The organism is Segatella hominis, from assembly GCF_019249725.2.
In the GTDB taxonomy this organism is placed as follows: Bacteria; Bacteroidota; Bacteroidia; order Bacteroidales; family Bacteroidaceae; genus Prevotella.
Genome location: NZ_CP137559.1, coordinates 224766 through 237607 on the forward strand (window position 1 = coordinate 224766; position 12842 = coordinate 237607).

The following is a 12842-nucleotide window of genomic DNA, read 5'->3' on the forward strand; positions in this document are numbered from 1 at the left end:
TTTCTTTCATGGAGATAAATATATTAAAAGAACAAGAAGCCGCTACCCTTCGAGAGATGATAGCGGCTTCTCATCGTATAGTAATATGTTGTCATAAGTCACCTGATGGTGATGCGATAGGTTCTTCCTTGGGCTGGTTTTATTATTTGCAGTCCTTGGGCAAGAATTCCACAATCTGTGTACCAGATATGATACCAGATGCCATAAGTTGGCTTCCTGGAACAGAAGAAATTATTCGCTATGATAAGCAACCGGAAGCAGTTAAAGCTGCCTTTACTAATGCAGATCTGGTTTTCTGTTTGGATTTCAATGGTGCCAGCCGTCTTGATGAGATGGAACCAGTTCTTACATCTTATCAGGGTAAGAAGGTGATGATAGACCATCATCTGGATCCTTTTATGTCTGTAGATTTACTTATTTCTCATCCTCATATGAGTAGTACGAGTGAATTGATATTCAGAATCGTTTGGCAACTTGATGGTTTTACTCAGATGGATAGCCAATGGGCTACATGCATTTACTGTGGCATGATGACAGACACTGGAGGTTTTGTCTATAATTCTAATGAACCCGTTATCTATCTTATTATCAGTGAACTGCTAACCAAGAACATAGATAAGGACAAAATTTACCGCAAGGTTTTCAATAATTATTCTACCAATTCTATCCGTTTCCGCGGGCATATCATGGATAAGAAACTGCGTGTTTTTGAAAATTTACATGCCTCTTATTATTGTGTTACTCGCAAGGAGATGGAGCAATATCATTTCATAAAAGGCGATTTGGAAGGATTGGTAAATGAACCGCTGCGTATTCGTGGCCTTAAATTCTCGATATCTTTGCGCGAAGACACAGAGGTAAAGAACCGCGTGCTGGTGAGTCTTCGTTCGGTAGATGATTTTCCTTGTAATGAGGTTGCAGCCAAGTTTTTCAATGGCGGAGGTCACCTTAATGCCTCAGGCGGTAAGTTGATGACTACGATAGAAGAGGCAGAACAGATAGCATGCAAGGCAATAGAGGCCTATGCTCATTTGTTGCAATAATAGCGATAATTATGTTAAGTATTGGATAAAGACTATCGTTTGGATGGTAATAAGTGATAAATAATAATAAAATCACCTATTATCTCTCGGTAGTCTGTTATCTTTTTTGTACCTTTGCCGCTAAAATGAATATAATTTAGGTAATGAAGAAATTTTTATTTATAGTAATAGCCTTTGCGGCCCTATTCTCAATGGCTGCATGTAGCGATTCTGAGACATATGCAGATCAGCGAAATAGAGAGCGTGATTCTATCAATGCTTTCCTCCGTAATGAAAAAATTACGGTGATAAACGAGAAGCAATTCAAGGAGCGCTGGGAAGCTAAGAAGACAAATCCTGCTATTGTTTTGACTGATACCTCTGCAGAAAAGAACGAATATGTACTCTTTGAGAGTAATGGTATCTATATGCAAGTAGTAGAGCAGGGCTGCGGTGACTATATACAGCAAGGTAAATCAGAGGAAGTTTTGGTACGTTTTGATGAGTATAATGTCAATACGCGTGCCAATATATCAGATGAGTCTCTTTGTCTGAGCAATAATCTTCCAGCGTATTCATACTATATTGATAAATTGAAGGTAACGAATACTTCCGGTACATTTACAGGCATGCTTGTTGAGCCTAAGAAGAGCGTTTTTGGCTTGGCTTATAATTACAGTTCTTATACTGGTAGTTATAGCAGTACTATTCCTTCCGGGTGGCTTATTCCATTCAGTTGGGTAAAGATAGGTCGTGGAAATGCTGAGGGCGAGAAAATTGCTCATGTGCGTCTTCTGATTCCTCATACTTACGGTTCTACTCAGGCATCAGCTAATGTGAATGCCTATTTTTATGATATGACATTGCAGAAGGGTCGTTAAAGGCCTTTCTGCATCTTTATTTTCTATAGTAAACGATAAAAATATTAAATAAGGTGTTTTATGACATTAATTAAGTCAATCTCTGGTATCCGTGGTACTATTGGCGGACCAGCAGGCGATACGTTGAATCCCCTCGATATCGTGAAATTTACTTCTGCTTACGCTACTTTCATTCGTCGTAGTGGTGCTTCTAAGAGTAATACAATCGTGGTAGGACGTGATGCGCGTATCTCAGGAGAGATGGTAAAGAATGTAGTTTGCGGTACTTTGATGGGCATGGGCTACGATGTGCTTAACATCGGTTTGGCTACTACTCCTACTACCGAACTTGCTGTTACTATGAGTGGTGCAGCCGGTGGTATCATCATCACCGCTTCTCATAATCCCCGTCAGTGGAATGCTCTTAAACTTCTTAACGAGAAGGGTGAGTTCTTGACTGCTGCTAATGGTAATGAGGTGTTGAGTATTGCTGAGAAGGAAGATTTTGAATATGCCGATGTAGATCATCTTGGAAAATATACTGAAGACAATTCTTACAACAAGCGTCACATTGATTCTGTACTTGCTCTGAAACTTGTGGACGTAGAGGCTATTAAGAATGCTCATTTCAAGGTTTGTGTAGATTCTATCAACTCAGTAGGTGGTATTATACTTCCTGAATTGCTGGATGCTCTTGGTGTAGAATATACCTTTTTGAATGGGGTTGCGAATGGCGACTTTGCTCACAATCCTGAGCCATTAGAGAAGAACCTTGGTGGTATCATGGATGAATTGAAGAAGGGTGGATACAATATGGGTATCGTTGTGGATCCTGATGTTGACCGACTGGCTTTCATCTGTGAGGATGGCAAGATGTTTGGCGAGGAATATACCTTGGTAAGCGTTGCAGATTATGTGTTGAGCAAAACTCCAGGCAATACAGTTAGCAACCTTTCTTCTACTCGTGCGCTTCGCGATGTAACGGAGAAGCATGGTGGCAAATATACAGCTGCGGCAGTAGGTGAGGTGAATGTTACTACCAAGATGAAGGATGTCAACGCTGTAATTGGTGGCGAAGGCAATGGAGGTGTTATCTATCCAGAGAGTCACTATGGTCGTGATGCCCTTGTTGGTATTGCTCTTTTCCTGAGTAGTCTGGCTCATAAGGGATGCAAGGTTAGTGAGCTTCGTGCTTCCTTCCCTAACTATTTTATCGCAAAGAATCGTATCGATCTTACTCCTTCTACAGATGTAGATGCTATACTTGTTAAGGTTAAGGAATTATATGGTAAGGAGCAGGATGTTACTGTAACTGATATTGATGGCGTAAAGCTCGATTTCCCTAATAAGTGGGTTCACTTGCGTAAGAGTAATACTGAGCCTATTATCCGTGTATATAGCGAGGCTTCTACGATGGAGCAGGCTGATGAACTTGGTAAGAAATTAATGCAGGTAGTTTACGATATGCAGTAATCTGTATCTATCTGATGTTTATATAAAGAATAAGAGGCCATACAGTAATTTACCGAGAGTGTAAATTAAACTGTGTCAAGCTACAATAAAAGTAGTTTAACACAGTTTTTATATTATGGACAACTTAGAAATTGATTACAAGAAAGCAGCTCAGCAGTTGCGTAGTGGTGAAGCCTTATTTGGCAAGGACGGAGCATTAGCTCCATTGTTAGAGCGTATTCTCAACTCAGCTCTCGAAGGTGAGATGGACGCTCATTTAAGTGAAGAGGAACGCTCTTCCGGCAACCGTCGTAATGGTAAGATGAGTAAGAAGGTTCAAACAAAATATGGTGAGGTCACTATAGAGACTCCTCGTGACCGAGACGGAACTTTCCAACCTGAGACCGTAAAGAAGCGTGAGACTATTCTTGCCAATGGCATGGCAGACCAGATTATTGAGATGTACGCCATGGGCACCAGCACACGTGACATCAGCAGCTACTTTGAGCGTGAGTTCAACACAACTCTATCAGCCGATACTATCAGCTCTATAACAGACCGTGTATTACCCGAAATCACCGTCTGGAAGTCTCGCATGCTCGATCCTGTATATGCCATTTGCTGGCTTGATGCTATCCATTATAAGGTAAAGGATGAGAATGGCAGAGCTGTCACACGAGCCATTTACAACATTCTTGGTATCAACAAGGAAGGCCAAAAAGAACTGTTAGGTATGTATGTGTCTAAGAGTGAAGGAGCTAACTTCTGGCTAGAAGTTCTTACGGATCTTCAGAACCGTGGTGTTCGAGACATCTTGATTTGTTGTATTGATGGTCTCAAAGGCTTCCCAGATGCCATCCAAAGCGTATTTCCTGAGAGTTCTGTGCAGCTCTGTATTGTCCATCAGATACGCAATTCTATCAAGTATGTTGGCAGTAAGCATCAAAAGGAGTTTATCAAGGATTTAAGAACAGTATATGGTGCAGTAAACAAAGACTCCGCTGCTGCTAATTTAGACCTGTTAGAGTCTAAGTGGGGAGAGATGTACCCAATTGTCATCAAGTCATGGCGTGACAATTGGGAACGTCTGACAGAGTATTTCCAATATACTCCAGCCATCCGTAAACTCATTTATACGACCAATACGGTTGAGGGGTATCACAGACAGGTAAGAAAGGTCACAAAGACTAAAGGGGTCTTTCCTACGGATAATTCTTTGGAGAAGCTTGTGTACTTAGCTTACCGCAACATCCGTAAGAAATGGACTATGCCACTGGCAAATTGGGGACAACTTTCTCAACAATTGGCAATAAAATTTGGAGATAGATTTAAAATTATGTAACTTTGCAGCCGAAAAGGCTTCCCTGCTGGGGGCATGCCCCCAGCAGGGAGTGGGAATGAAAGTTAAGAACAAGCCTTGACACAGTTTAATTTACACCCCCAATTTACCGTATGACCTCTTATTTTTATTATTTCCTTTCTTATTCTTCCCTTTTTGTTCTTTTATTATTTCTCTTATTATTGTTCTTCCTTTCTTAGCTTTTTTGCTCTTGAAAGCCCTAAACGCTCTTTTCCTTTTACCTTTTTGTCTGTTTTTACTCTTCTGCCAGTTCCTTCATGGCATCATTCAGCGTATTAAATAATACGTTGATGTTCTCCTCTTCATTCTTGCAGGCTTCCTTGAAGAGTGCTACTGGGTCTTCCGTACTGCTTGTGAGCGGAGTTTCATTGAGCAGAATGTTCACATTGTTGAGAAGCATTCCATGCAGGGTAGGCATGTGGAGTTGATGTTGTTCGCCTTCCTTGCTACCGCATTTCAATCCTGCAGCGTATGCCTTTACGATGATGCGTACCAGCAGATGGATGGCCATAGGTTCGTCAGCGAGGCTGATGAGGATGCCATGGGTGTAGTCGCGCACATGCTCTTCGAGAGTAGTGAATTTACCTTGTAAGAGCCAGGTAAAATTGCGCTTATATTCACTTTCCATTGCTTTGTATAGTTGTGGACTCTTGCAGGCGATACGTAGGTAGTCGAGCATGCTTGGCTCAAAGGTGGGATCGGCTGCCTTCATTCCTTCGAAATTTTTCTTCATACGTTCGTTAGCTTCCTCTGCTGTCTTATAGTTGAGACGAACAAGTGTAGAGAACATAACATCGAAGAAATATTGATTAACCTCTCCATAGTGGTCGAGCATCAGCTGTTTGATTTCTTTCGGATCATTCTTTTTCTTGAAGTCATCTCCACCTACGGTTGCGTCGATGATACCGCGTGCGTACGCCTCGAAGAAAGCCCTCACAAAAGAAGCTACGGCCTTGTAACTATTTATTCTTTTCATTGTTTCTTATTCAAAAGTCTTAAATTCATAGCCTTGTTCTCTTAGCCATTCGATGGATTGAGGCAAGGCTGTCTTCAGTTTTTCTATACTTTTCAGTGAGTCGTGGAAGGTGATAATGCTGCCGTTTCTGGCATATCTTTTCACGTTGTTTACCACATCTTCAGCTGTGAGCCATTTAGAATAGTCTCGTGTCACCAGATCCCACATGATTACCTTGTAGGTGCGGTGCAGCCACCAGTATTCGCTTGGTCTCATCCATCCATGTGGAGGTCTGAACAAGTGGGCGTGAATCAATTCGTTTGCTTTGTTGGTATTCAGCACATAGGAGATGACACGGTGTTTGAAAGCTCCGATGTGATTGAATGTGTGATTTCCCACCTGGTGTCCTTCTTCTACTATCTGGTTGTACAAATCGTGATGGCGCAGTACGTTTTCTCCTACCATGAAAAAAGTTGCTTTCACATTGTATTTCCTCAAAATTTCGAGAATGATGGGTGTGGATTCTGGTATCGGACCATCGTCAAAGGTCAGATAAACGGAATGTTCTTTTTTGTCCATTCTCCAGATTGCCTTCGGATAAAGCCATCGGAGCCATTTTGCTGGTTGCTCTATGAACATTTGATTCCTATTTTTATGAATTGATAAAACTTATTGGCTCTATGCTCTAAAGAAATCCTCTTGATGGGAGCCTTTTGCTTATAGACTCTTTTCCCTTGAGAAACCTCTTAATTAGAGTCTTTTAAAACTAATAGGCTCTATTACTTGTGAGTTTAGAGCCTTTTAGTAAATTTATAGAGTTAAAATACTTGATTGATGCCTGCAGTTTTTGGAACAGGGCCTTTATAATTATCTGTATAACATGATAGGGCAGTTTTCAAGCCGCCCTATCATGTTATTCTATATATAGAGATACATTTACTGGAAATTTTCTGAAATCTTGCCAAGAGAATTCTTTTAATAATTCTCTGTATGGGGAATCCTTGTTTAGGATTCCCATGAAAATCCCCGTTGAATTTTCCTAATGGCTTTCTTTATTAGAAAGTTTCTCCTTGTAAAAGTTTCTCTTAATTTCCTGCATTTGGCATCTGACCTCCTCTGCCGTGATACAAAGTATAGAGCTTATTGAGTTGGTCTTCATACTTCTTGGCAGTCTTCTGATCTACCATGCTTGCTACCTCGCAGGTGCTCTGCATAATCATGATCTGACGGATGCAGTCGTTCTGTGCCTGCGCGAAACGGTTGGCATCGAGTGACAGATAGTAGCTCAGATACTGGCTGGCAGTTTTCCAAACCTTTCCTACGTATTCAGCTGCCTTCTGCTTCTGCCCAGCGAGAATCCATCCACGAGCCATATCAAGACCACCACTCATGTAATCGATAGGCACATTATAGTCTGGTATCTCAACATCAGCTTTCTTCAGAATGTCGATAGCCTTCTTGTTCTTATGCTCTGAAAGCAACTGGAGGGCTGTCAGGGCGAGCAGGCGACGGTGTGTATAGCACATACGCATAGTTGTCTCGTCGATGTAGAGTCCTTTCTGTTTCAGATTGCCGAACTTGAAACGGGTCATGATGTTATGATAAGCCTTCTCGGTATCGAAATTCTTTGCACCTGGCTTGTTGGTGGTGAAAGGAGTGATACGGTTTACGAGACCCTCCTGTACGAAGTTGTCACCCAGATTCATGTAGTTGTCCTCACCTACAGTCAGTGCTACGTAGATAGGGCGTACCCAGTTGCATTGAGCTATCATTTCCAGCATCATCAGGTCGCCCTTGTAGAGTGCGGTCTTTCCTGCGAGTGAGATAACCATCTTGTCTGGTATTGTATCAGAAGCCATCATCATGCCACTCTTCTTTACAGCCTCCTTGTCGATAGTCACGTAGAGGGTATCTGTTGGAATAATGTGCAGGTCTGGATTCTTGCTTCTTACCCAATATTTCAGCACATTCTTCAGTTCGAACGGTTCATCGCCAAACTGTTTCTTGGCTGCTTCTGGATTCTGCTTATAGAATTCGAGAATCTGCTGTTTTGCTCCTGGTTCTACGGTTACGTACTCATTGGTTCCTGAACAGAAATCAAGTCTTGGCCATGTGATTGGCACTGATGGAGAGTTGTAGGCAGGGCGCTTCATCTGGTCGATGTACCAGTCGGTCTGCAAGTAGCTCAGGTTGCAAACGCGAGCATCTGTACCTACGCCTTCTACTTCCTGATTGTACCAGAGTGGGAAGGTATCGTTATCTCCGTTAGTGAAGATGATAGGATTTCCCTTCTCCTGGAGTGACATCAGATAGTTCTGTCCGAAATCGCGGCAGGTATAGCGGTTGCTGCGGTCGTGGTCATCCCATGTCTGGGAAGCCATTTGTATTGGCACGAGTAGTGTGATGACGGCTACGATGGCAGAGATGGCGGTACCACTCAACTTCGCCTTCTTTTTCAGGAGGTTGATGATGGCGAGTACACCCAGACCACACCAGATGGCGTATGCGTAGAATGATCCTGCGTATGCGTAGTCGCGCTCACGTGGCTGCATTGGGGTCTGGTTCAGGTAGATGACGATGGCAAGACCAGTCATGAAGAACAGGAAGAACACTACCCAGAACTGCTGGATACCGATAGGAAGGATTTCCTCTACTTCCTTACCGTTCTTGATTACCTTGCGCTTGCGTGTGTACCATGCTTGCCAGAAGAGGCCGATGAGACCGAGTATCAGAGGCATGCAGTAGAATACGTTGTGCCCCTTGTTGTTCTTCAGGTCATCCGGAAGTTTACTCTGATCACCATAGAGCGAGTCGTCGATGAATGAGAAACCGGTTATCCAGTTTCCGTGCTCAGGTTCTCCGTTGCCCTGAATGTCGTTCTGGCGACCAGCGAAGTTCCACATGAAGTAACGCCAGTACATAAAGTTGCACTGGTAGGAGAGGAAGAAGCGGATGTTGTCCACCTGTGAAGGTACCTTCACCATGATGTTTTCTCCGCATCTGTCGTAAGGCACTTCTGTGCCATCTACGCCACCCATCCAGTCCTCGTAAGCCTGTGCATGTGCTGCGTCATACATACGAGGGAAGAACATATTCTGAGCGTACTGGTATTTATTCTTATGGCTTACGATGAAGTATGAGTCCTTCTCGTCTGCAGTTGCTTTTTCTTTGCGCTGATATACTGGTGCGCCTTCCTTCATCTCAGGTTTGCACATGTTGCCGTCCACCGTGAGGGCCACCTGCGATGTGTATGCCTGACCGTAGAATAGCGGACGGTCGCCATACTGGTCGCGGCTCAGATAGCTACCTAAGGTAAAGATATCCTCAGGAGAGTTCTGATCCATAGGAGGGTTGGCAGAAGAACGGATTACGATGAGTGCATAGCTGGAATAGCCGATCATCAGCATCAGCATGCAGAGCAGAGCGGTGTTCTTAATGCGTGCAGAAACGAGAGGCAATAGTTGCATCTTTTTCTTAGTGATGCCCGTTGTCTCGTCCACGCCTGTTGCTACTTCTTGCTTGCGCTTGTATCCAAGTACAAACCAGAGGATAGCCATTACTATCACACCACAGATTACGGCGCTCCATCCGTATCCGTAGAATGGGATGCCGAGCATGCCGAAGCCCAGAATGAAGGCGATGTTCTGTCGCTTTACGTTCTTGTCTGTTGCATTGTATGTTTCGTAGATGCCCCAGATAACGGCAGCCACGAGGCAGATGATATAAACGATTTCTCCTGTATTGAATGGGCAACCGAGTACGTTGACGAAGAACAACTCAAACCAGCCGCCTACAGTGATGATACCAGGTACTACGCCATAGAGTACTGCTACAACTACAGCAAAAGAGAGAATCAGTGCGAGCAGCGAACCTTTGAGATTGGCATGTGGCACCTTTTTATAATAATATACGAGTACGATGGCCGGGATACAGAGCAGGTTGAGCAGGTGCACACCGATACTCAGACCAGTCATATAGGCGATGAGTACAAGCCAGCGATCGCTGTGAGGTTCGTCGGCATGGTCTTCCCACTTCAGTATCAGCCAGAATACTACAGCTGTGAATGCAGATGAGAACGCATAGACCTCACCCTCTACTGCAGAAAACCAGAAGGTATCGCTGAAGGTGTAGATGAGTGCGCCCACCATACCTGAAGCTTCGATGGCAATCAGTTTGCTGGTGGTCATCTCTTTCCAGTCGCTGATGATGAGTTTGCGTGCCAAATGTGTGATAGTCCAGAAGAGGAACAGGATACAAACGGCACTCAGGAGTGCGCTCATCGTGTTCACCATCTTGGCTACCTGTGTGGCATCGCTGGCGAAATGTGTGAAGAAATTGCCTAAAAGCATGAAGAATGGTGCCCCAGGAGGGTGACCGATTTCTTGCTTGTAAGCAGTAGTGATAAACTCAGGACAGTCCCAAAAACTGGCTGTCGGTTCAATTGTGGAACAATATACGAAGGCCGCAATGACAAATGCGACCCATCCAAAGATATTGTCCACTAATCTGTACTGTTTCATTATGGTTTATAAACTTTAATGTTTTATATTTCTATATAACTTTATTTTCTATGTATATAACTATATTTCTATATAACTTTGCAAAGGTAATAAAAAGAAAAGATATAATTGTTGGCGAGTTGCGTTTTTTAGATTATATTATACATTTTCTGTCCTTTACCAGCCTTTGCTCCTAAATTTTGCTAACTCTCAATGCTACAATGTATGTAGCAAAGAGTAATGAGCATCATCAGTATTCTTTCTAAACCTTCGGGAAATGTTCCTCCAGTTTTTCTTTTGGCATATCTGTCGTGTCATGATAGTGCAGGTTGTGGTTTACGCAGGCCACGTGTTTTACATTATTGAGAACCTCCGCTATGTCGTGACTTACGATGATGATGGCACATTCCTTGTTGATCTGTTCCAGCATTTCGTACATCTGCTTTTGAAATCTGCGGTCGATGTAGGTATTCGGCTCGTCGAGAATGACGACATCTGGCTTGGAAACGATGGCACGTGCCAGGAGTACGCGCTGGAGTTGTCCGCCGCTCAAAGCTCCTATGTGCCTGTCTTTTAAGTCGGATATCTGCATTCTTTCCAGGGTTTCTGCCACTTGTTGGTGGTGTTGCTTGGTATATCTGGCAAAGAGGCTCTTGCTCAGTCCTGAGAGAACTACCTCATATACAGAGATAGGAAATTGCTTGTCTAAGTCGTTATATTGTGGGAGATATCCCATTGATATTTCTTTCCCCTCGCTGCAGAAATGAATACTTCCCTCGGTTGGCTTCTTCAGTCCCAAAATGAGGCGCATAAGTGTGGTCTTGCCACCGCCATTGGGACCGATGATGCCAAGATAATCGTCCTGATAGACGGTCAGATTGATATCCTTGAGCACCTGTTTTCCGTCGTATTCAGCAGATACATGTTCTATTTGAATGATTGGTTTTGACATATTTTCCTTTTTAACAATAGCACTTATTTCTTTCCCGATTGGGCTATTTCTTTTGTGATCAGGAGCATCTGTCCCTCCCAGTCGTAGCTTAGCGGATTGATTTCCACGGCTTTCGAATGGGTTGCATCAATAAATACCTGGATATTTCGGTTTGAGAATTCTTTTTGTACGAAGATGAGGTTGATATCTTCGCTCTTGGCACGCTGTATGAGTTCTTTCAACTGCGTAATGCTTGGTTCCCTTCCTTCTTCTTCTATCGCATACTGCTTCAGTCCGTTTTCCTTGGCGAAGTAGGTTAGGGTAGGATGGTAGATAACGAAACTTTTCTGTTTCTCTCCCTTGATGGAGGACTGGTACTTGTCTATCTCGTTCTGCAGTTTATCCAATTTGTTTTTTCTGAAATCCCTCAACCTTTTCTTGTATTCCTCAGCTTTTTCTGGATATTTGTCCATCAGGGCTTTGGCGATGTTGGAAGTGATGATATCAGCACTTTTGATACTCATCCAGGTGTGTGGATCTATATTTCCGCTCTGCGTTTTGAGCATTCTGATACCTGCGGATGTGTCTATCACTTTCATGTCGGGTGCATTCTGTTGGAGTTTCTTCATCCAAGTTTTTTCAAATCCGATCTGTCCTACTTTAAAATAGAATACGCTTTGTGAGAGGTCAACCATTTGTTGTGGGGTAGGCTCGTAAGTCTCAGGACTGCTTCCGGCAGGCACCATCACGTTGACATTCACATCGTTGCCAGCTATTTGTTCCACGAAATATCTGAATGGTTCAATAGTTACAGTTACGGTAGGCTTGTTTGGATCTAAGCCATCCTTTCCATTGTTGTAGCTATTGCCATTCTTGCAGCTTGCCAGCATGCAGATGCATCCTGTTATCATGCAGCTGCTTAATATAATAAGGTGTAGGAATCTTTTCATTTTATCTTCTCTTATTGTTTAATTTTAATGTTGTAAAGTTTTTTAAATAAGACTTTCTGTCATTTCTTGGTTGGACTTTCGTTCCTTATACTCGATTAGACTTTCTGTCTTTTCTTTCGATTGGACTTTCGTTCCTTTCCTCTTTTTAGAACTTTTAGCTCTTGTCTTATAATTCGCTTTTTGCTTTATTTCTTTAATAGAATCATTTGTCTTCTGCTCAGAAGCGTTTTATTCAGAAGATAAAGCTCAGCCCATATACAAGCAGCACATATCTCAGTACTTTTCCGATAGTTATGCTGAAGATAGAGATGGGGAGGTTGGCTCTTGTGAGCCCGAGTACGATCGTGATGGCGCTTCCCAGTAGCGGCAGAAAGGCGAAGAATCCCATCCATGCTCCGCGACCTGCCATGAATCGCTCAGCTTTGTCGAGACTTTCTTTCTTCACGTGGAGATATTTTTCTATCCATTCCATCTTTCCCATCCTTCCGAATCCATAGTTGAACATAGAGCCGAGTACATTTCCTATACTTCCGTAGATGATGAGTGGCATGGGCTCGAGTCCAGCTGCCTGTAGGCCTGCCATTACAGCCTCGCTGCTGAATGGAAAGAAACTGCCTGCCAGAAATGCTGCCAAGAGCATTCCCCAATATCCCCATTCTACTAATAATCCTATAATCAAATGCACTTTATTTACTTTTTAAAACTGACATTACTGAAATTGACATCGCTCTTTTATCAATTATGCTCATCAAAAACTGACATTACTGAAATTGACATCGCTCTTTTTTCAATTATGCTCATCAAAAACTGACA

The 12842-nt window shown here is 43.0% G+C and carries 10 protein-coding genes; 4 read left to right on the plus strand and 6 right to left on the minus strand.

Going from position 1 to position 12842, the window contains the following annotated elements; genetic code table 11:
• The first annotated feature begins 8 nt into the window (after positions 1–8).
• The 4 genes from KUA50_RS01020 to KUA50_RS01035 all read left to right on the plus strand — a co-directional run bounded on the left by KUA50_RS01020 (position 9) and on the right by KUA50_RS01035 (position 4676).
• Entirely contained in the window at positions 9–1043 is a 1035-nt protein-coding gene (locus KUA50_RS01020) for a DHH family phosphoesterase (RefSeq protein WP_218457896.1), read from the plus strand.
• 143 nt (positions 1044–1186) lie between these two features.
• A complete protein-coding gene (locus KUA50_RS01025) occupies positions 1187–1903 on the plus strand; it encodes a DUF4827 domain-containing protein (RefSeq protein ID WP_218457895.1) in 717 nt (238 codons plus the stop codon).
• A 60-nt stretch (positions 1904–1963) separates the two neighbouring features.
• Positions 1964–3355 carry a phosphoglucosamine mutase gene (gene glmM, locus KUA50_RS01030; protein WP_218457894.1) on the plus strand — a complete coding sequence of 464 codons (1392 nt, stop codon included), beginning with the start codon at positions 1964–1966 and terminating at the stop codon, positions 3353–3355.
• Between the two features lie 115 nt (positions 3356–3470).
• Positions 3471–4676 (plus strand): IS256 family transposase, encoded by a 1206-nt coding sequence (locus KUA50_RS01035; RefSeq protein WP_218458245.1) that lies wholly within the window; start codon positions 3471–3473, stop codon positions 4674–4676.
• Positions 4677–4929: 253 nt separating this feature from the next.
• Here the strand turns inward: KUA50_RS01035 and KUA50_RS01040 are convergent, their stop codons facing one another.
• From KUA50_RS01040 to KUA50_RS01065, 6 genes are all read right to left on the minus strand, one after another.
• Positions 4930–5670, minus strand: a complete 741-nt coding sequence (locus KUA50_RS01040) for a hypothetical protein (protein WP_118116892.1) — start codon at positions 5668–5670, stop codon at positions 4930–4932.
• A gap of 6 nt (positions 5671–5676) precedes the next feature.
• The gene (locus KUA50_RS01045; RefSeq protein WP_022109951.1) at positions 5677–6288 is read right to left on the minus strand and encodes a polysaccharide deacetylase family protein; all 612 of its coding nucleotides are present in this window, start codon (positions 6286–6288) and stop codon (positions 5677–5679) included.
• A 446-nt stretch (positions 6289–6734) separates the two neighbouring features.
• A complete protein-coding gene (locus KUA50_RS01050) occupies positions 6735–10169 on the minus strand; it encodes a DUF2723 domain-containing protein (protein ID WP_218458167.1) in 3435 nt (1144 codons plus the stop codon).
• Positions 10170–10410: 241 nt separating this feature from the next.
• A complete protein-coding gene (locus KUA50_RS01055; RefSeq protein WP_218458168.1) occupies positions 10411–11100 on the minus strand; it encodes a metal ABC transporter ATP-binding protein in 690 nt (229 codons plus the stop codon).
• A gap of 23 nt (positions 11101–11123) precedes the next feature.
• Positions 11124–12029 carry a metal ABC transporter solute-binding protein, Zn/Mn family gene (locus KUA50_RS01060; protein ID WP_218458169.1) on the minus strand — a complete coding sequence of 302 codons (906 nt, stop codon included), beginning with the start codon at positions 12027–12029 and terminating at the stop codon, positions 11124–11126.
• Between the two features lie 232 nt (positions 12030–12261).
• A complete protein-coding gene (locus tag KUA50_RS01065) occupies positions 12262–12669 on the minus strand; it encodes a VTT domain-containing protein (RefSeq protein WP_218458171.1) in 408 nt (135 codons plus the stop codon).
• Positions 12670–12842: the final 173 nt, after the last annotated feature.

What these genes read in the sequence shown, in the direction of transcription:
- KUA50_RS01020 (WP_218457896.1), top strand. Translation starts at nt 9, where the DNA reads ATGGAGATAAATATATTAAAAGAACAAGAAGCCGCTACCCTTCGAGAG.
- KUA50_RS01025 (WP_218457895.1), top strand. Translation starts at nt 1,187, where the DNA reads ATGAAGAAATTTTTATTTATAGTAATAGCCTTTGCGGCCCTATTCTCA.
- glmM (WP_218457894.1), top strand. Translation starts at nt 1,964, where the DNA reads ATGACATTAATTAAGTCAATCTCTGGTATCCGTGGTACTATTGGCGGA.
- KUA50_RS01035 (WP_218458245.1), top strand. Translation starts at nt 3,471, where the DNA reads ATGGACAACTTAGAAATTGATTACAAGAAAGCAGCTCAGCAGTTGCGT.
- KUA50_RS01040 (WP_118116892.1), bottom strand. Translation starts at nt 5,670, where the DNA reads ATGAAAAGAATAAATAGTTACAAGGCCGTAGCTTCTTTTGTGAGGGCT.
- KUA50_RS01045 (WP_022109951.1), bottom strand. Translation starts at nt 6,288, where the DNA reads ATGTTCATAGAGCAACCAGCAAAATGGCTCCGATGGCTTTATCCGAAG.
- KUA50_RS01050 (WP_218458167.1), bottom strand. Translation starts at nt 10,169, where the DNA reads ATGAAACAGTACAGATTAGTGGACAATATCTTTGGATGGGTCGCATTT.
- KUA50_RS01055 (WP_218458168.1), bottom strand. Translation starts at nt 11,100, where the DNA reads ATGTCAAAACCAATCATTCAAATAGAACATGTATCTGCTGAATACGAC.
- KUA50_RS01060 (WP_218458169.1), bottom strand. Translation starts at nt 12,029, where the DNA reads ATGAAAAGATTCCTACACCTTATTATATTAAGCAGCTGCATGATAACA.
- KUA50_RS01065 (WP_218458171.1), bottom strand. Translation starts at nt 12,669, where the DNA reads ATGCTCTTGGCAGCATTTCTGGCAGGCAGTTTCTTTCCATTCAGCAGC.